The sequence below is a fragment of the Velazquezella soli genome (genome assembly GCF_977018685.1).
Genome location: NZ_CDRNXF010000004.1, coordinates 2,712,215 through 2,731,136, shown reverse-complemented (window position 1 = coordinate 2,731,136; position 18,922 = coordinate 2,712,215). Strand labels below are relative to the sequence as shown.

Here is an 18,922-nt window from a genome sequence, read left to right as displayed (position 1 = left end):
ATTCACGTGCAGGTGGTCAACCTTCCTTTCCCTTCCCGCCGCAGATGTCAAGACAAACGGCCAGCCTTTCCCGGCAGCGGGCGGCTATTTCCTGTTGTTGCCGTCAGCGTCCCTGTCCTTGTCGCCACCCCGGTCCGCCGGGTCGGCAAGCCGGTTGAAATAGGCCGACGTGCGCAGAAGCGACCGGAAGCGCGAGTTGCGCTGCTGCGGCGGCACGGGTGCCCGCACCTGCATCCGGCGCAGCGTGTAGATCGCGAACCCGGCGAAGATGAACGACGTGTAGAGGAAGAATGCGCGCGGGCCGTAGAATTCCAGAAGCGCTGCCGCAAGCAGCGGCCCGAACGTGGCGCCGACCGACCAGAAGAACAGCAAGCCTGCCGCGATCACCGCGTGCTCGCCTGGTTTCGCGTGGTCGTTGCCATGGGCCGAGCAGAGCGAATAGAGCGGCATCGAAAAGGCGCCGAACAAAAAGACGCTGATGATATTGGCCGTCTCGTTGCTGCCCGCGCCGAACGACAGATAGGCGCCGGTGATGACAGACCCGATCGTCGTCCACAGGATGACGCGCCGCCGGTCGAGCTTGTCCGAATAGACGCCGAGCGGATATTGCAGTACCACGCCGCCGATGATGCCGGCACTCATGAAGGTCGCGATCGACGTGATACTCATGCCGATCTCCTTGGCGTAGATCGGCCCGATATTGCGAAAGGCCGCCATCGACAGGCCGACCGCCACGACGCCCACCACAGCGAGCGGCGAAATGCGCCATACGGTTCTCAGATCAAAGGAAATCGAGGCCGGTGGCGTCGGCCCCGACTTGTCGGCGATGGATATCGGCACAAGCGACAGGGTGAGCGCGATGGCGATGATGTTGAAGATGACAGGTCCGTCGATGCCGAAGGTCGGGATCAGGTATTGCGCGATCGTGACCGAGCCGAGATCGACGAAACGGTAGATCGACAGCGTCCGCGCGCGGTTCTCGTTGGTCACTTGCGAGTTGATCCAGCTCTCGACGGTGGCAAACAGGCTGGCGATGGTGATGCCGATCAGGAAGCGCATGGCGAACCAGAAGACGGGATCGATGACCATCGATAGGGCGATCGAGGCGGACGCAGCGATCGCCGCCATGGCCGCAAAGGTGCGGATATGGCCGATCGAGCGCAGCAGCCGCGCCACATAGATGCAGCCGATCGCAAAGCCGACACTGTAGCCGGCACCGATCAAGCCGATGACTGACGGCGAAAAACCCTCGGCCGAACCGCGCAGCGCGATATAGGTGCCCTGGAGCCCGTTGCCGCCGATCAGGATCCCTGCGGTGATCAGAAGCGGTATCAGCGGGCGGATCTGGTTCATCGGATGCTTTCGGGCATGGTCGGCAGGCGCAGAGACTCAGCCAGCGCGCTGGCCGTATCGACCCATTCTGGTTATGACATCCTCCTATGCAACTCTAGCCGTAAAAGCAGGGGAAAGGGCTCGAGCGCCGCGGGAGACTGTGACAAGTCTTGACAAAGCAGGCCCACCATGCGCTTTTCCGGCCGATTTTCATGGGTTCGTACGGCTGTGCTTCGCGCGCCGATGAAGCCGCTTTCAGCATCAGTCCAGGATAAAAGACAATGCATCGTTACCGCAGCCACACCTGTGCAGCCCTCCGCAAGTCGGACGTCGGCTCCAATGTCCGTATCTCCGGCTGGGTTCATCGCGTCCGTGACCATGGCGGCGTTCTGTTCATCGACCTTCGCGACCATTATGGCATGACCCAGGTCGTTGCCGACCCGGACAGCCCGGCCTTCAAGTCGGCCGAAGTCGTGCGTGGCGAATGGGTCATCCGCATCGACGGCACCGTCAAGGCGCGTTCCGACGAGACCGTCAACAAGACCATGGCGACTGGCGAGATCGAACTCTACGCCCAGGAGATCGAAGTTCTCTCCGCTGCCAAGGAACTGCCGCTGCCGGTGTTCGGCGAGCCTGAATATCCGGAAGACGTGCGCCTCAAGTACCGCTTTCTCGATCTTCGCCGCGAAACGCTGCACAAGAACATCGTCAAGCGCACGCAGATCATTGCTGCCATGCGCCGCGAAATGGCTACCTGTGGCTTTACCGAATATTCGACACCGATCCTGACCGCATCGTCGCCCGAAGGCGCGCGCGACTTCCTGGTTCCAAGCCGTATCCATCCCGGCAAGTTCTTCGCGCTGCCGCAGGCGCCGCAGCAGTACAAGCAGCTGATGATGGTGGCGGGCTTTGACCGCTACTTCCAGATCGCACCGTGTTTCCGCGACGAAGACCCGCGTGCCGACCGCCTGCCAGGCGAATTCTACCAGCTCGACCTGGAAATGAGCTTCGTTACCCAGGAAGAAGTCTGGGAGACGATGGAGCCGGTCATGCGCGGCATCTTCGAAGAGTTTGCCGAAGGCAAGCCGGTTACCAAGGAGTTTCCGCGGATTCCTTACGACGTCGCGCTGCGCAAATACGGCTCCGACAAGCCGGACCTGCGCAACCCGATCGAGATGGAAGCCGTCACCGAGCATTTCGCCGGCTCCGGCTTCAAGGTGTTCGCAAACATGATCGCGTCCAACCCGAAGGTCGAAGTCTGGGCGATCCCGGCCAAGACCGGCGGTTCGAGAGCGTTCTGCGACCGTATGAACGCCTGGGCGCAGGGCCAGGGCCAGCCGGGTCTCGGCTACATCTTCTGGAAGGAAGAAGACGGCAAGATCGCGGGCTCCGGTCCGCTCGCCAAGAACATCGGCGAGGAGCGCACCGAAGCCGTTCGCACCCAGCTTGGCCTCGAAGCGGGCGATGCCTGCTTCTTCGTCGCTGGCGATCCGGACAAGTTCTACAAGTTTGCCGGCGAAGCCCGTAACCGCGCTGCCGACGAGCTGAACCTTTCCGACAAGAAGCAGTTCGCCCTGTGCTGGATCGTCGACTTCCCGTTCTTCGAATACAACGAGGAAGACAAGAAGATCGACTTCGCCCACAACCCGTTCTCGATGCCGCAGGGCGGTCTCGACGCGCTGGAAAACCAGGATCCGCTGACGATCAAGGCCTACCAGTACGACATGGTTTGCAACGGCTTCGAAATCGCCTCTGGCTCGATCCGTAACCAGCTGCCGGAAGTCATGGTCAAGGCGTTCGAAATGGTCGGCCTTTCGCAGCAGGACGTGGAAGATCGCTTCGGCGGCCTCTACCGCGCATTCCAGTACGGCGCACCGCCGCATGGCGGCATGGCAGCCGGCGTCGACCGCGTCGTCATGCTTCTGACCGGTGCCAAGAACCTGCGCGAGATCACGCTGTTCCCGATGAACCAGCAGGCTCAGGACCTTCTGATGGGCGCGCCATCGGAAGCGAGCCCCTCGCAGCTGCGCGAACTGGCGATCCGCCCGATCCCGCCGGTCAAGAAGGACTGATCTTCGGTTCTATTTCTGTGACGAGATTGGAAAGCCCGGCGCTCGAAGGAGGCCGGGCTTTCCCGTTTCAGCAGGGCAGGGCTTGGTTGCAGTGCAGCGATCAGACCTTGGTCGGACGGAACCATCGCCGCGTACTTCGAGTTGTAGAGGCAGAATAAACAAATGGAGTAAGACTATGCGCAAGATCGTACTGACCGCTTCGGCGGCATTCATGGCGCTTTCGAGTGCAGCCTTCGCCCAGACGACGATCATCACGCAGGAACCAGCAATGGCACCCGCAACGGTTGTCATGCCAGGCGAAGTCCGCACCTACGTGATGGAACAGCCGGTTGAATCCGTGCCGTACGAAGGCGACGTTCTAGTCGGCCGCGTGCTGCCGGAAGCCGTCCAGGTCCGTCCTGTGCAGGGATATGACTCCTACGGTTACACGGTCGTGAACGATCGCCGCGTCATCGTCGACCCGCAGACGCGCACGGTTATTCAGGTCCTGGAATAGTACTGTCTGATTTCGGTTAGTATTTGAGAGACCGGGGCTGCCACCGCAGCTCCGGTCTTTTTGCGTCGGAGCTTTTAGTCCGTATCGCTTCGGGGCCGCTACCGTCGCCGTCTCGCAGATATTCCCGTACCACGCTTGGCATCTGCAATTCTCTCCGCTATAGGTCGCCCATCACAAGGACTCAGGTGAAACTCCCGAGTGGCTCTTCCGGCCGCCGATCCGCCGGACAACGCAAAGCATCAGCCGTCTTTCTCACCCTGGAGGATACCTCCCGGCGGATGCGCTTTATTTGCGAAGTTTCCAATACATGACACAGTCAATTTCCGCCTATCGGCGCGAATGGTTTTCGAACATTCGCGGCGATCTCCTTGCCGGCATCGTCGTTGCGCTCGCGCTCATCCCCGAAGCTGTCGGTTTTTCCATCATTGCCGGCGTTGATCCAAAGGTCGGCCTGTTCGCCTCGGTCGCCATTGCCTGCACCACCGCGATCACCGGTGGCCGCCCGGCCATGATTTCGGCCGCCACGGCTGCCACTGCGGTGCTGATGGGGCCCCTGGTACGCGATCACGGCATTCAGTACCTGTTTGCCGCAACCATCCTGATGGGCATCCTGCAGATCTTCGCCGGCATGCTGAAACTCGGTCGCCTGATGCGGTTCGTGTCGAAATCGGTCATGACCGGCTTCGTCAACTCACTGGCGATCCTGATCTTTTTGGCTCAGCTGCCGCAGCTCATCAACGTTCCCGAAGTGACCTACCTGCTCATCGCATTGGCGCTCGGCATCATCTATCTGTTTCCCTATGTAACCAAAGCCATCCCGTCACCCCTTGTGGCGATCGCTGCCGTTACCATTCTGGCGCTCTCCTTCGGCATAGAGGTTCCGACCGTTGCCGATCTTGGCGCGATGCCGACGGCGCTTCCAGACTTCCTGTTGCCGGACGTGCCACTGACCTTCGAGACGCTGCGGATCATCTTTCCGTATTCGCTGGCACTCGCAGCCGTCGGTCTTCTGGAATCGCTGCTGACCGCACAGATCGTCGATGAAATGACAGACACGACCAGCAGCAAGACAAAAGAATGTTTCGGTCAGGGCAGCGGCAACATCGTTGCAGCCCTGTTCGGCGGCATGGGCGGCTGCGCCATGATCGGCCAATCGGTGATCAACGTCACGTCAGGCGGGCGCGGCCGGCTTTCGACCTTTGCCTCCGGCATATACCTGCTGATCCTGCTTCTGGTGCTTGATGATATCCTGCGCATTGTGCCGGTTGCAGCACTCGTGGCCGTCATGATCATGGTGGCGATCGGCACGTTCTCTTGGAAGTCGGTCATCGATCTCAAGCGGCATCCCGGTACATCCTCGATCGTCATGCTCTCGACCGTCGCGGTTGTTCTGGCAACGCACGATCTGTCGAAGGGCGTCATCGTCGGCGTGCTTCTGTCGGGTGTGTTCTTTGCGGGCAAGGTGGCCAGGATGGTGCGCGTGTCCTCCAGCCTTTCCGAAGAAGGCAAGGCAAGAACCTATGCGGTTGAAGGACAGGTCTTCTTCGCCTCGGCAGACGCTCTCGTTGACGCCTTCGATTTCGCCGAAAGCCTGGAACGCGTCACGATCGACGTTCGCCGTGCGCACCTCTGGGATATCTCGGCCGTCGGTGCACTCGACCGTGCAGTGATGAAATTCCGTAGCCGCGGCATCGCCGTCGAGGTGATCGGTGCCAACGAGGCAAGCGCCTCGATGATCGACCGGTTCGCGCTGCACGACAAGGAACACGCAGCCCTTTCGGCAACCCCCGGACACTGAAGCGGCGCACCTATCCTGAACAAGACAAAGCCCCGGCAATCGCTTGCCGGGGCTTTTTCATTCATCCCGTAGAGGGAAGCGATCAGTCGTTCGCGGAGACCTTGACGCCCAGCACGTTCGGCAGCGTGTTCGGTGCGCCCATTGCCGCGCCCATGATCATCGGGAACGGAACAGGGTTTGCCGGCTCTGCCGTGATCGTCAGGTTCTCGGGCTTGTCGAGATAGGTGTTGACGGCCTGGCTCAGCATGTTCTGCAGTTCCGGAATGTTATACTGCGACAGCACGATCGGCGTCATCGCCTTGATCATCTGTGCCATCTGCGGGCCGTTCGAACCCTGCTTCTTGCCGGCATAATCCAGCGCCTTCGCCGTCACGCCATCATCCTCGAAGCGGATCTGGGCCGCGTTGAACGTGAGCCGCTGCATCAGGCCAAGCATGGCAAGGTTTGCCGCCTGTTGCGCTTCCTGCTTGTTCGGGTTGGCTTCCAGCGCCTTTGCGGTTTCCTGAGCGGACTTCAGGAAGTCGATCGTATAGCCGGAAAAGCTGAAGGACAGATCGAGACGGCCAACCTTGTCGAAGTCGATCGCATATTCCTCGACGGCGACAGTACCGTCGTTCTGCGTCCATGTGCCGTTGAGGTTGATGCTGCCATCCAGAGTGTTGACGCCAAGCGCCTGGATTGCCTCGCGCGACTGCGGGTCGTCGATGATGCTGAGATCCGCCTTGATTTCGTTCAGTGCCATATCGAAGTCGATACCGGAATTGTCGTCCGCAACCTCCGTCGTGACGCTGCTCGGGCCGACTGTGAGAACGGTCTTGCCGCCGACTGCGACGGTCGTGGCGCCGGTCTTGGCTTCCTCGTAGAGCAGGAGCGACTCGATTGTGTTCTTCGTGGCGTCCGCCGGTACCGTGACGCCGCTCATCGTGATGTCGGACGCGCTGATCGTGGTGGCTTCATGCGAAACGTTGATGTTAGGGAAGGTCACCTTGTCGATCGTGTAGCCACCCTCGGCTTCTTCGACGCCATCCATCGTCACAGTGCCGATCGGCATCTTCTGCGGAGCCCCTGAGGGATTGTAGGTCGCGCCTGTAAGCGTCACCTTCGACCCGTCGACGGCAACCGACTGGGCTTCGAGCGCGCCGCCCTGGATGACGAGCGCGGCGTTGATCTTCTTCAGAAGATCGTTGCCGTCGAGAGCCAAGGCCGGCCCGGCAAACACCGACAGCGCTGTGGCGGCGGCAAGCAGGCGCGCCGTGGTGGAAAAGTGGGTCATAGGTCCTCCTGGCGGGCGGCACGGCCCGGGATCAATTACAGTCTGGCTGAGGCAAGAGTTAAGGCGGACGGTGCAAAACGTCCATGCCGTAGTGTCCATTCGCTTCGGCATAATTGCGGCAGCGTAAATGTTTGTCGCCAAACAGTGAAAACTTGTGTCATCGGCCCGATCATCCACAGGGCGTTTGGATAGGTTTCTTGCCGGGAATCAGGGATTTCTATAGTCAAGTGCCATGGGAAAAATTGTAACTCCACTTGGCGACGGCTCGGGAGACGGCGGCGGCGACCACATTCAGGCGGTTGACCTGAAGGCAGCGCTCGAAGAGCGCTATCTTGCCTACGCTCTTTCCACGATCATGCACCGTGCTCTGCCTGATGTGCGCGACGGTCTGAAACCCGTCCATCGCCGTATCGTCTACGCGATGAACGAGATGGGCCTTCGCCCCAACTCGGCCTTCCGCAAATGCGCGAAGATCGTCGGTGAAGTGATGGGTAACTACCATCCGCACGGCGACCAATCGATCTACGATGCGCTTGCCCGTCTCGCGCAGGATTTCTCGCAGCGCTATCCGCTGGTCAACGGCCAGGGCAATTTCGGCAATATCGACGGCGATAGCCCCGCCGCGATGCGTTACACCGAATCGAAGATGACTGCCGTTGCCGAACTGCTGCTGCAGGGAATCGGCGAGGATGCGGTCGACTTTCGCGATACCTACGACGAGAGCAACTCCGAACCGACGGTTCTGCCCGGTGCCTTCCCGAACCTGCTGGCCAACGGCGCCTCGGGGATCGCGGTCGGCATGGCGACGTCGATCCCGTCGCACAATGCCCATGAAGTCTGCGACGCGGCGCTGCATCTCATCGCCCATCCGGATGCCAGCGTCGAAAAGCTGCTCGAGTTCATGCCGGGTCCGGATCTTCCGACCGGCGGCATCATCATCGATAACCGCGAGTCGATCCTCGAGAGCTACAAGACAGGTCGCGGCGGCTTCCGCGTCCGCGCCAAGTGGGAGATCGAGGATCTCGGCCGCGGCGGCTATCAGATCGTCGTCACCGAAATTCCCTACCAGGTGCAGAAGTCGCGCCTGATCGAAAAGATCGCCGAACTGCTGATTGCCCGCAGGCTGCCGCTGCTCGACGACATCCGCGACGAATCCGCCGAAGACGTCCGCATCATCATCGTGCCGAAGAACCGCACGGTCGATGCGACGCTGCTGATGGAATCGATGTTCAAGCTGACCGAGCTTGAAAACCGCATTCCGCTCAACATGAACTTGCTCTCGATGGGGCGCGTGCCGCGGGTGATGGCGCTGAACGAGGTGCTGCTCGAATGGCTGGCGCATCGCAAGGACGTGCTGGTTCGCCGCTCCCGCTACCGTCTGGCAGCAATCGACCGGCGGCTGGAAATCCTCGGCGGCCTGCTGATCGCCTATCTCAACATCGACGAGGTGATCCGCATCATCCGCGAGGAGGACGAGCCGAAGCCTGTCATGGTGGCGCGCTGGTCTCTGACCGACCTGCAGGTGGAATCGATCCTCAACATGCGGCTGCGCAATTTGCGCAAGCTCGAAGAGTTCGAGATCCGCACCGAGCACGATAATCTGACCAAGGAAAAGGGCGAGATCGAAGCGCTTCTCGCCTCCGACGAACAGCAGTGGAAGACCGTTGCCTGGGAGATCCAGGAGGTCAAGAAACAGTATGCCAAGGCGACCGAACTTGGCCGCCGCCGCACCCAATTCGCCAATGCGCCGGAAGCCAATCTGGAAGCAATCCAGCAGGCGATGATCGAAAAGGAACCGATCACCGTCGTGATTTCGCAGAAGGGCTGGATCCGCGCCTTGAAGGGGCATGTGACCGATACGTCGGGCCTCGTCTTCAAGGAAGGAGACGGACCGAAGATCGCGTTCACGGCGCAGACGACCGACAAGCTGCTGCTGGTGACAACAGGCGGCAAGGCCTACACGCTCGGCGCCGATAAGCTGCCGGGCGGCCGCGGTCATGGCGAGCCGATCCGCATCATCGTCGACATGGAGAACGACCAGGACATCCTGACCGCCTTCGTCCACGACGCCAGCCGCAAGATGGTGATCGCCTCGACCGCCGGCTATGGCTTTGTCATTGCCGAAAGCGAGATGGTGGCCAACACCCGCAAGGGCAAGCAGGTCATGAACGTCTCGATGCCGGACGAGGCAAAGCTGGTCGTTCAGGTCAAGGGCGATCACGTCGCGATTGTCGGCGAGAACCGCAAGATGCTGGTCTTTCCGCTCGACCAGTTGCCGGAAATGACACGCGGCAAGGGCGTGCGCCTGCAGCGCTACAAGGGCGGCGGCATCTCCGACATCAAGTGTTTCGCAATCGATACCGGGCTTGCCTGGGAAGACAGTGCCGGACGCGCCTTCAACCGCAGCAAGGATGAGCTTCTCGAATGGATGGGTGACCGCGCCTCCGCCGGCCGCACCGTTCCGAAGGGCTTTCCGCGCAGCGGCAAATTCGCCGGCTGATCAGGCCTTTGGATTGAGACGGTTCGCCCTGATGGGCGGACCGGTTCAGGGGTAGGGGACCGTGTGATCGCGAAGGAACCGCGCTGCACCATCCTCGTCGATCTCGCCGGCTGCGACGGAGAGGATGAATTGGTAGAGCGTGGCGTCATCGGTATCGATGGCATACCCGTTGTCCATCAGGAAGACACCGGCTGAGACGATCGCGATCCGCTTGTTTCCGTCGATGAAAGCATTGTTCATTGCAAGAACGTAAAGATACGCTACCGCCAGCTCGATGAGGTCTGTCGATCCATATGCAACCTTGTTGACGGCAAGCATCAGCGCAGATTCCAGCGCGCCCTCATCGCGCAAACCATAAGCCCCACCGAATCTTTCGATCTGGCGCAGGTGGAGGCGTTCAACCAGCGCTCGTGAAAGAAATTGGATGGCCATCACTCGGCCAGCTTCTTGAGGGCAACCTTGTATCTGTCCATGAAGCGCTCCGCATGCTCTAGCTGACGGTTGAAATCGTCATCGAGCGGCTTCAAGACCAGCTTCCCTGCTTCTTCGCTAAGATCGATATTATCTCCCGCGCGCAACCCCATCCGCTCCAGAATCTCCTTCGGGATGATGATGCCTTCGGAATTGCCGATCTTGCGGATGGTGGTCTTCATGCGCGTATTCTCGTGTTGCAACGCGAGTTACAACATGAGGATGGCCGATTTGCAATGCCGTCGGGAGAGGGGGCGTCAGACGTCGCGCGCCGGATCGGCAAGTTCCCATCCGCGGGCCGTCAGGTGTTCCTGAGGCTGGTAGCGGGTCTTGTAGCCCATCTTGGGCGAGCCCTTCACCCAGTAGCCGAGATAGACATGCGGCAGGCCGAGCGTCTTCGTGCGGTTGATATGGTCGAGGATCATGAAGGTGCCGAGAGAGCGCTTTTCGAGATCGGGGTTGAAGAAGGAATAGACCATCGACAGCCCGTCGCTCATCATGTCGGTCAGCGCCACGGCGAGCAATTCGCCCCTCGGCGTGCCGGCGATACCGTCTCCCGGCTCGCGGCGGCGGTATTCGATGACGCGGGTGTTGACGTGCGAATCCTCGACCATGATTGCGTAGTCGAGGGCGGACATGTCCGACATCCCGCCGCGCTGGTGACGGCTGTCGAGATACCGTCGGAACAGGGAGAACTGTTCGGTCGACGGCTGCGCTGGACCAAGGGTCGCAATGATGTCGCTGTTGGTCGCGAGAACGCGCCTCATGGACTTCGCCGGCTGGAAGTCGCCTGCAAGGATTCGAACAGAAACGCAGGCACGGCACGCTTCGCAGGCTGGCCGGTAGGCGATGTTCTGGGACCGTCGAAACCCGCCTTGGGTCAATAGGTCGTTCATCTCCGCCGCGCGAGGACCGACGAGATGCGTGAACACCTTGCGTTCCATTTCACCCGATAGATACGGACAAATCGCCGGTGCCGTCAGGTAGAACTGAGGTGATGGCGTTGTCTGTGTGTTCATAGAGGTGCAGCCCGGTCCGTCGTCTTGCTCGTGGCGCTACTGATCCTAGCATGGCGCATAACGCGGAAACGTCAACTGGCGCATTTGCCGGTTGACGCATCCCTAGATCACTGTTGCGGTCTTACGACCTGCGGACGACGACGGTGCCGAGGAGGAGATCGTGAACCAGCCGCGAGCGCTCGATAAACAGCCCGGCCAGGAGCACCAGCGGCGTCAGTACCGAATTGATCACCCAGAACAGTACCGTGTGAACCATGGCAGTCAGGAAATCCATCCGGCGCCCGTCGACCCGTGTCATGGCAAGCCCCATGGCGCGCATGCCCGGAGATCCCTGGCTGGCGCCACCGAGCGTCAGGCCGAAATAGAGGAGGGCGACGATGAAGAACAACGCGGGATAGAGCATGAAGCCAAGCCCGAGCGTCAGAATTCCCAAGAAGAACACGATCACCGCTGCAGGGATGCACAGCAGAAGAACGAACAGGTAATCGATGACAAAGGCGAAGATCCGGCGTGACAGAACGCCGCTATAGGCGCGCCAATTGTCCGGTGCGGCATAGGTCGGGTTCGGTTCGAAGCTCATTCGCGTGGTTCTCCAGTTGTACCAAACCCGATATAAGAGGTGGCAAGCCCAACAGCAAGGTTTGCCACCATAGGCTTTAAACCCGGCCGAGTTTCTTCGCGGCCTCGATCGCAAAGTAGGTCAGGATGCCGTCGCAGCCGGCGCGCTTGAAGCAGAGCAGCGTCTCCATCATGATCCGGTCGCCGTCGATCCAGCCGTTCATCGCCGCCGCCTTGATCTGCGAATATTCGCCGGAGACCTGATAGGCGTAGGTCGGCAGGCCGAAGGCTTCCTTCACGCGCCAACAGATGTCGAGATAGGCGATGCCCGGCTTGACCATCAGCATGTCGGCGCCTTCTTCCACGTCGAGTGCCGCGTCGCGCATCGCTTCGGTGCCGTTGGCGGGCGAGATGTAATAGGCGTTCTTGTCGCCCTTCAGGAGCCCGCTCGTATTGATCGCCTCACGGTACGGACCGTAAAATCCCGAGGAGAACTTTGTCGCATAGGACATGATGCCGACATCCTGGTGACCGGCAGCGTCGAGCCCGCGGCGGATGGCGCCGATGCGACCGTCCATCATCTCGGACGGCGCGATGATGTCGGCACCTGCATCCGCCTGCAGGACCGCCGCCTTGATCACCTGATCAACCGTCTCGTCGTTGACGATCATGCCCTCACGCAGGATGCCGTCATGGCCATGGCTGGTAAACGGGTCGAGCGCCACATCGGTGATGACGCCGATATTGGGCACCGCTTTCTTCGCGGCGATGGTGAACTGGTTGATGAGGTTGTTCGGATCGAGGATCGCTGATCCCGTCTCATCGCGCAGGTTCATCTCGATGTCGGGGAAGGGCGCAACAGCGGGAATGCCGAGATCGGCCGCTTCCCTGATAGCCTCCACCGCCTTGTCGACGCTCATCCGGTTGACCCCGGGCATCGACTTGATCGGATCGACGATGCCGGTGCCGGGCACGATGAAGATCGGCCAGATCAGGTCGTCCACGCTTAGCCGGTTCTCCTGCACCATGCGTCGCGTCCAGTCTGCCTTGCGGTTGCGCCGCATGCGGCGATGACCGGTGACGTGGTCGACGAGGTGGGTCTTGTCCATGACGGATACTCCGTTCTTATTGCTCGCTGCTGACGAGAGCGTTTCCTGGCTGGATTGAAAGATTCTGCCGCAGCGGGCTTGTGTCAGGTCAAACGCTCTAACACGCGAGAAACTGTTTATGAATGGGGCTTACTGCGCATTGCTGCCATGCGGCATGCTGGCGGCTCGCGACGTCTCCCGATATGATCGCCGGTATGGAATCTGATTCACCCACGGTACCCAAGCGCACGCTGACGGAAATCCTTTTCGTCGTCTTCCTCAGGATTATCGCGGTTGCCTGCCTATGGTTCGGCATCCAGTACTGGGCGATGCTGGTCGGCTATTCGCTGCACGGCATGGCGCGCTTTGATCTTCTGGCGCCGCCCTGGAAAGTGGCGGCGGCCTCGCTTGCCGTTCTGTTTCCGGTTGCCTCGCTCGGTTTGTGGCTCACCGTGTCCTGGGGCGCGGTGCTCTGGACCATCGCAGCGTTCTCGCAGGTGCTGATGTATCTCGTCTGGCCAGAAATCTTCGGACGGAACACTCTTGTGCCCATCCTGCACGGCCTCGTGGCCGCCATTTACGGCGTGTTTCGGCTCTCTTTATGGCTGGAAGAGCGGCGCAAGGCGGAGCGGGTAAGGATTGATTCACCTTGACCCTAAAGCTTTGGCGCCTTGATTTGGCCTGAAATTTCGACCTAATCCATTGATTTCAATAGGGCGGAAATAAGGGTGAGGGGGAGGCAGCTAGACTGCCGACGATTGGAAAAACTTCTGCAAGATTTTGTTAACCCTTTGTTTTAAGTCGAATTTTATGCGCTTTCGTTAGTGTCTGTCTCAAGGCGGGAATAAACAAACACACCGCCAAGCAAAACAGTGAGGCAGTCATGATGAACACGAAAATGAAGCCGCAGGCACCGGTCGCAGCAGACATCAACGAAGACCCGATCCGTTCGCTTTACATGGAATCGCTCCACCTGGTCGAGCGCCTTCACCGCCGCCTGCTCGACGTCATCAAGGACGAGTTCGACCGCCAGGGTCGCGACGACGTCAACGCCATCCAGGCACTTCTCCTCTTCAACATCGGCAACTCGGAACTCACTGCCGGTGAACTGCGCTCGCGCGGTTACTATCTCGGCTCCAACGTTTCCTACAACGTCAAGAAGCTGGTCGACCTCGGTTTCATCAACCACCAGCGTTCGCGCATCGACCGCCGCTCGGTCCGCATCAGCCTGACCAAGGAAGGCCAGGAAGTCGCAGAAACCGTCGCCAAGCTCTATGATCGCCACGTCGGCTCGATCGAAAAGGTCGGCGGCATCGGCGAAGGCGAGTTCTCGCAGATGAACAAGCTGCTGCAGCGCCTCGACCGCTTCTGGAACGACAGCATCGCTTACCGCATGTAATATCTGCCATCGCCGCGCCGCGCTCCTGAACCACCGGAGGCGCGACGGCGGCACGGCAAAGACAACTGTCGGCGCCTGCATTTCCTCCAGTCATGCAGTGGCACGACACACATATCGGGCGGAGCGTAGCAATACGCTCCGCCGATCCCGTTTCAGAGCTCCAGATGTCCTCTGTCATGGTCGCCTGATGCAGGCTCTTTCAGAACACCGGAACGCAGCGTTCTCTCGCTCCACAGCGCACTCCCAACCTCCCGAAATGGCTTCGAGTTCGCGCCTGCCACATTTCCCGTTAAGTATCTCGAAGGAGGCCGAAAAGTCACGCTTTCACACGGCTTTGTGACGCTGCGGAAACTGACACGAATTGGCCATATTGCTATGGGACCGCCATGCTTGAACAGGTTCGGGAAACTCGTGCTACTCCAGATGGCCCCCCGAGCATTTCCAGCAGCCCAGCCGCGGAATTTTGCGCGTTTATTAACCATATCCCTGTAGCGCTTTTGTTTTGAAGCCTCTGGGACCAGATGGACAGGATGATGTCGAAAAAGATCGGATCGGAATTGCTTTCCCGCCGCGCCATGTTGCGTTCGGCCGTCTCCGTGGGTGCCGCCGTTCTGGCCGCGCCGGCTTTGGCGCAGTCGACGCTCGATGGCATCATGACCGCGCCTCGTCGTGGCAACTGGGATGACCAGTTCGATGCGCGTGGTTCGCGCTCGGCCGTCGGTGTCGTCTCCAACAATCCGATCCTTGGTTCCGAAGGCCCGGCAAACATCCAGCAGGCGATCGCCTTCTATCAGCAGATCGTTTCTGCAGGTGGCTGGCCCGATGTCAATTCGTCCGTGCGCCTGCAGCTCGGCGTCGTTGATCCGTCTGTGCAGAACCTGCGCCGTCGCCTGATGATCGCCGGCGATCTCGATCAGTCCGCAGGCATGTCCAGCTCGTTCGACAGCAATGTCGACGGTGCCGTCAAGCGCTTCCAGGCCCGTCACGGCCTGCCGGCAGATGGCGTGCTTGGCGAATTCAGCGTCAAGGCGATGAACGTTCCGGCCCAGACACGTCTGATGCAGCTCGAAACCAACCGGGTTCGCCTGCAGTCGATGTCCGGTGATCTCGGTTCGCGTTACGTCATGGTCAACATCCCGGCGGCCTATGTTGAAGCGGTCGAGAACGATCGCGTGGCGCTGCGCACCAATGCGGTCGTCGGCCGTATCGACCGCCCGACCCATGCGATCAATTCGAAAATCTACGAAGTCATCCTCAATCCTTACTGGACCGCACCGCGCTCGATCGTCGAAAAAGACATCGTGCCGTTGATGCGCAAGGACCCGACTTACCTAACACGCAACAACATCCGTCTGATCGACGGTCGTGGCCAGGAAGTGTCGCCGGAAACCGTGGATTGGAATGCCCCCAAGGCGCCGAACTTCATGTTCCGCCAGGATCCGGGCAAGATCAACGCGATGTCCTCGACGAAGATCAACTTCCACAACCCGAACAACGAATACATGCACGACACGCCCCAGCAGGGCCTGTTCAACAAGCTGATGCGCTTTGAGTCCTCGGGCTGCATGCGTATCCAGAACGTGCGCGATCTCGTGACCTGGCTGCTGCGTGACACGCCCGGCTGGTCGCGTCAGGAAATCGAACGGGTTATCGCTGCTCGCCAGAACAACCCGATCAAGCTCAGCCAGGAAGTTCCGGTCTATATCGTCTATGTCACGGCATGGTCGGCAAAGGACCAGGTCGTCCAGTTCCGCGACGACATCTACCAGCGCGACGGCAACCAGGAACTGGCTCTGCAGACCACGACCGGCGTGGAGCGTGCCTCCGGTGCGATCACCGAACAGGATCTCCTGCCGCAATAAGCAGGACGTCGCTGACGAACGACCAATTCGATTGAAAGGCCGCATCGCCCAAAAGGGTGGTGCGGCCTTTTGCCGTTGTCTCGAAACGGAGTTGGACGCGCAAATGTCGCTCCGTGTATTGCCCTGATCGGAAGGGAAGGCTAAGACGCGTCACATCGCCTGCCACCCTTCGAGGAGCCTCGCACATGTCCAATACCGAAGCATTCTTCTCCCGCCCGCTGGCCGAATCCGATCCGGATATTTTCGGCGCGATCGAGAAGGAACTTGGCCGTCAGCGCCATGAGATCGAACTGATCGCCTCGGAAAACATCGTGTCGCGCGCCGTGCTCGAAGCCCAGGGCTCGATCATGACCAACAAGTATGCCGAAGGCTATCCGGGCAAGCGCTACTACGGCGGCTGCCAGTTCGTCGACATCGCCGAAGAACTTGCCATCGAACGTGCCAAAAAGCTGTTCGGTGTGAACTTCGCCAACGTCCAGCCCAATTCCGGTTCGCAGATGAACCAGGCCGTGTTCCTGGCGCTGCTGCAGCCGGGCGACACATTCATGGGCCTCGATCTCAACTCGGGCGGTCACCTGACCCACGGCTCGCCGGTCAACATGTCCGGCAAGTGGTTCAACGTTGTGTCCTACGGCGTTCGTGAAGGCGACAACCTTCTCGATATGGATGCCGTGGCCGAGAAGGCCCGCACGATCAAGCCGAAGCTGATCATCGCCGGCGGCACGGCCTATTCCCGCACCTGGGACTGGAAGCGTTTCCGCGAGATCGCCGACGAAGTCGGCGCCTATCTCATGGTCGACATGGCGCATATCGCCGGTCTCGTTGCCGGCAACCAGCATCCGTCGCCGTTCCCGCACTGCCATGTCGCGACCACCACGACCCACAAGTCGCTGCGCGGACCGCGCGGCGGCATGATCCTTACCAATGACGAGGATCTGGCGAAGAAATTCAACTCGGCTGTCTTCCCCGGCCTGCAGGGCGGCCCGCTGATGCATGTCATCGCCGCCAAGGCGGTGGCCTTCGGCGAAGCGCTGCAGCCTGAATTCCAGGATTACGCGGCTCAGATCGTCAAGAACGCCAAGGCCCTGTCGGAAACGCTGGTGGCAGGCGGTCTCGACATCGTCTCCGGCGGCACCGACAACCACCTGATGCTGGTCGATCTGCGCAAGAAGAACGCGACCGGAAAGCGGGCCGAAGCAGCGCTTGGCCGCGGCTATATCACCTGCAACAAGAACGGCATTCCGTTCGATCCTGAAAAGCCATTCGTCACGTCCGGTATCCGTCTCGGCACGCCGGCCGGAACGACGCGCGGCTTCAAGGAAGCCGAGTTCACCGAAATCGGCAACCTGATCGTCGAACTGCTTGACGGCCTGAAGACGGCCAATTCGGACGAGGGCAATGCGGTGGTGGAAGCGGGTGTCCGCGAAAAGGTGATGACGCTCACCAATCGCTTCCCGATGTACCCGTACCTCTAAGGAAACACGATGCGCTGCCCCTATTGCGGTTCGGAGGATACCCAGGTCAAGGACTCGCGTCCGGCCGAGGATTTCACCTCTATAAGGCGGCGGCGCATTTGCCCTGACTGCGGCGGTCGCTTCACGACATTCGAGCGCGTGCAGTTGCGCGAGCTGCTGGTGTCCAAGAAGACCGGCCGCAAGGTACCGTTCGACCGCAACAAGCTGGTGCGGTCGTTCCAGATTGCGTTGCGCAAGCGGCCGGTTGATCCCGACCGCATCGAGCGCGCCGTCTCCGGCATCGTCCGGCGCCTCGAAAGCTCGGGCGAGAGCGAAATCTCCTCCGAAGAGATCGGCCTGCAGGTGCTCGAATCGCTGAAAAGCCTCGATGACGTCGCCTTCGTGCGCTACGCATCCGTCTATCGCGACTTCTCCCATGCGGAGGACTTCGAGAAAGTGATATCCGAGATCAACGCCAAGATTGCCCGCGATCCCGGGCTGGAGTCCTGACGCCATGTCGGAGGCCGACGACCAGCGGTTCATGGCCGCAGCGCTGAGGCTGTCGCGCTGGCATGAAGGCCAGACCATGACCAATCCATCGGTCGGCTGCGTGCTCGTCAGGGATGGTGCCATTGTTGGTGCAGCGGTCACGGCCCGCGACGGCCGACCACATGCGGAAGCCCGCGCGCTCGCCGTTGCCGGCGAGAAGGCGAGGGGTGCGACCGCCTATGTGACGCTCGAACCTTGCGCCCATCACGGCAAGACCCCGCCCTGCGCCAATGCGCTCGTGGCGGCCGGTGTTTCCCGCGTTGTCGTCAGCGTCGCCGATCCCGATCCGCGCGTCTCCGGTCAGGGATTGAAGATCCTGCACGATGCGGGCATCGCGACCGAGCTTGGCCTCATGGAAGATGACGGCAAGCGCGCGCTCGCCGGTTATCTCTCCCGCCAGATCCGCCACCGCCCTTACGTCACGCTCAAGCTTGCCGTCTCGGCCGATGTAATGCTGGGACGCCGTGGCGAGGAAGTGCTGATCACCGGGCCGCTCGCCCGTGCCCAGGTGCATGTCATGCGCGCCGAAAGCGATGCGATCCTGGTTGGTATGGGAACCGTCCGTTCCGACGATCCGCAACTAACGGTCCGGCTTCCCGAGATGAGCGACAGATCGCCCGTCCGCATTATTCTAGACCGCCGTCTCGAACTGCCGCTCGACAGCCTTCTGGTGAAGTCTGCCCGCGACGTGCCTGTGATCGTCGCCTGCGTGCCGGTCTCGCAAGAGTCCGAAAAGCGCGAGAAACTTCTGGCCGCAGGTGTCGATGTGATCGAGGCAGGCGATCTCGCAGCACTTCTCGACCAGTTGGCGACACGCGGAATTTCCCTGCTGTTTGTCGAAGGCGGCGCGACGATCGGAAAGGCATTCCTTGATGCCGGCCTCGTCGACCGGATCGTGGTCTCGCAGGGACCGACGACGGTGGGTGAGGGTGGTCTTGAATCGCCTCTGTCGCCATCCGATATGCCGGAAGGGTTCAAGCTGGTTCGTCAGGATGCGTTCGGTCCCGACCGTTCCTACGATTTTCAGAAAATCGAGCAGTCATAGAGGTCG

The 18,922-nt window shown here is 60.6% G+C and carries 17 protein-coding genes and 1 other annotated feature; of the genes, 10 read left to right on the top strand and 7 right to left on the bottom strand.

Features of this window, described 5'->3' with window-relative positions:
• Nucleotides 1-84 precede the first annotated feature (84 nt).
• On the bottom strand, nt 85-1,353 hold the full coding sequence (locus tag AC0JZ8_RS16810) for an MFS transporter (protein ID WP_471892986.1): 1,269 nt from the start codon (nt 1,351-1,353) through the stop codon (nt 85-87).
• A gap of 260 nt (nt 1,354-1,613) precedes the next feature.
• On the opposite strand from AC0JZ8_RS16810, the gene aspS reads away from it, so the two are divergent.
• The 3 genes from aspS (at nt 1,614) to AC0JZ8_RS16795 (ending at nt 5,698) form a co-directional block, all read left to right on the top strand.
• On the top strand, nt 1,614-3,404 hold the full coding sequence (aspS, locus tag AC0JZ8_RS16805; RefSeq protein WP_471892985.1) for an aspartate--tRNA ligase: 1,791 nt from the start codon (nt 1,614-1,616) through the stop codon (nt 3,402-3,404).
• 175 nt (nt 3,405-3,579) lie between these two features.
• Nucleotides 3,580-3,900 (top strand): DUF1236 domain-containing protein, encoded by a 321-nt coding sequence (locus AC0JZ8_RS16800; RefSeq protein WP_062579936.1) that lies wholly within the window; start codon nt 3,580-3,582, stop codon nt 3,898-3,900.
• A 174-nt stretch (nt 3,901-4,074) separates the two neighbouring features.
• Nucleotides 4,075-4,132, top strand: a sequence feature (sul1 is cis-regulatory element that is thought to sense ions involved in sulfur or methionine metabolism; They are found in Alphaproteobacteria).
• Between the two features lie 75 nt (nt 4,133-4,207).
• Nucleotides 4,208-5,698 carry a SulP family inorganic anion transporter gene (locus tag AC0JZ8_RS16795; protein ID WP_430256390.1) on the top strand — a complete coding sequence of 497 codons (1,491 nt, stop codon included), beginning with the start codon at nt 4,208-4,210 and terminating at the stop codon, nt 5,696-5,698.
• A gap of 82 nt (nt 5,699-5,780) precedes the next feature.
• On the opposite strand, the gene AC0JZ8_RS16790 is transcribed toward AC0JZ8_RS16795, so the two are convergent.
• Nucleotides 5,781-6,971 (bottom strand): hypothetical protein, encoded by a 1,191-nt coding sequence (locus AC0JZ8_RS16790; RefSeq protein ID WP_062453289.1) that lies wholly within the window; start codon nt 6,969-6,971, stop codon nt 5,781-5,783.
• A 232-nt stretch (nt 6,972-7,203) separates the two neighbouring features.
• Here AC0JZ8_RS16790 and parC point away from each other — a divergent pair, with 232 nt between their 5' ends.
• Complete coding sequence (gene parC / locus AC0JZ8_RS16785) at nt 7,204-9,471, top strand: DNA topoisomerase IV subunit A (RefSeq protein ID WP_471892984.1); 2,268 nt, start codon at nt 7,204-7,206, stop codon at nt 9,469-9,471.
• A gap of 45 nt (nt 9,472-9,516) precedes the next feature.
• Here the strand turns inward: parC and AC0JZ8_RS16780 are convergent, their stop codons facing one another.
• From AC0JZ8_RS16780 to hemB, 5 genes are all read right to left on the bottom strand, one after another.
• A complete protein-coding gene (locus tag AC0JZ8_RS16780) occupies nt 9,517-9,903 on the bottom strand; it encodes a type II toxin-antitoxin system death-on-curing family toxin (protein WP_092661935.1) in 387 nt (128 codons plus the stop codon).
• Nucleotides 9,903-10,124 carry an AbrB/MazE/SpoVT family DNA-binding domain-containing protein gene (locus tag AC0JZ8_RS16775; RefSeq protein WP_062453286.1) on the bottom strand — a complete coding sequence of 74 codons (222 nt, stop codon included), beginning with the start codon at nt 10,122-10,124 and terminating at the stop codon, nt 9,903-9,905. The genes AC0JZ8_RS16780 and AC0JZ8_RS16775 overlap by 1 nt, the downstream gene beginning before the upstream one ends.
• Before the next feature lie 75 nt (nt 10,125-10,199).
• Nucleotides 10,200-10,961 carry an arginyltransferase gene (locus AC0JZ8_RS16770; protein WP_062453285.1) on the bottom strand — a complete coding sequence of 254 codons (762 nt, stop codon included), beginning with the start codon at nt 10,959-10,961 and terminating at the stop codon, nt 10,200-10,202.
• 121 nt (nt 10,962-11,082) lie between these two features.
• Nucleotides 11,083-11,541 carry an RDD family protein gene (locus AC0JZ8_RS16765; protein WP_062453284.1) on the bottom strand — a complete coding sequence of 153 codons (459 nt, stop codon included), beginning with the start codon at nt 11,539-11,541 and terminating at the stop codon, nt 11,083-11,085.
• Between the two features lie 76 nt (nt 11,542-11,617).
• Nucleotides 11,618-12,628, bottom strand: coding sequence for a porphobilinogen synthase (hemB, locus tag AC0JZ8_RS16760; RefSeq protein WP_471892983.1), 1,011 nt, complete (start codon nt 12,626-12,628; stop codon nt 11,618-11,620).
• A 194-nt stretch (nt 12,629-12,822) separates the two neighbouring features.
• On the opposite strand from hemB, the gene AC0JZ8_RS16755 reads away from it, so the two are divergent.
• The 6 genes from AC0JZ8_RS16755 to ribD all read left to right on the top strand — a co-directional run bounded on the left by AC0JZ8_RS16755 (nt 12,823) and on the right by ribD (nt 18,916).
• Complete coding sequence (locus tag AC0JZ8_RS16755) at nt 12,823-13,260, top strand: DUF6163 family protein (RefSeq protein ID WP_062454738.1); 438 nt, start codon at nt 12,823-12,825, stop codon at nt 13,258-13,260.
• 233 nt (nt 13,261-13,493) lie between these two features.
• The gene (gene ldtR, locus AC0JZ8_RS16750) at nt 13,494-14,006 is read left to right on the top strand and encodes a transcriptional regulator LdtR (protein ID WP_062454736.1); all 513 of its coding nucleotides are present in this window, start codon (nt 13,494-13,496) and stop codon (nt 14,004-14,006) included.
• A gap of 533 nt (nt 14,007-14,539) precedes the next feature.
• On the top strand, nt 14,540-15,868 hold the full coding sequence (locus tag AC0JZ8_RS16745; protein ID WP_062454734.1) for a L,D-transpeptidase family protein: 1,329 nt from the start codon (nt 14,540-14,542) through the stop codon (nt 15,866-15,868).
• A 185-nt stretch (nt 15,869-16,053) separates the two neighbouring features.
• Entirely contained in the window at nt 16,054-17,343 is a 1,290-nt protein-coding gene (gene glyA, locus AC0JZ8_RS16740; RefSeq protein WP_471892982.1) for a serine hydroxymethyltransferase, read from the top strand.
• Nucleotides 17,344-17,352: 9 nt separating this feature from the next.
• A complete protein-coding gene (gene nrdR / locus AC0JZ8_RS16735; protein WP_062453281.1) occupies nt 17,353-17,832 on the top strand; it encodes a transcriptional regulator NrdR in 480 nt (159 codons plus the stop codon).
• Nucleotides 17,833-17,836: 4 nt separating this feature from the next.
• Complete coding sequence (gene ribD, locus AC0JZ8_RS16730) at nt 17,837-18,916, top strand: bifunctional diaminohydroxyphosphoribosylaminopyrimidine deaminase/5-amino-6-(5-phosphoribosylamino)uracil reductase RibD (RefSeq protein WP_471892981.1); 1,080 nt, start codon at nt 17,837-17,839, stop codon at nt 18,914-18,916.
• The last annotated feature ends 6 nt before the right edge of the window (nt 18,917-18,922 follow it).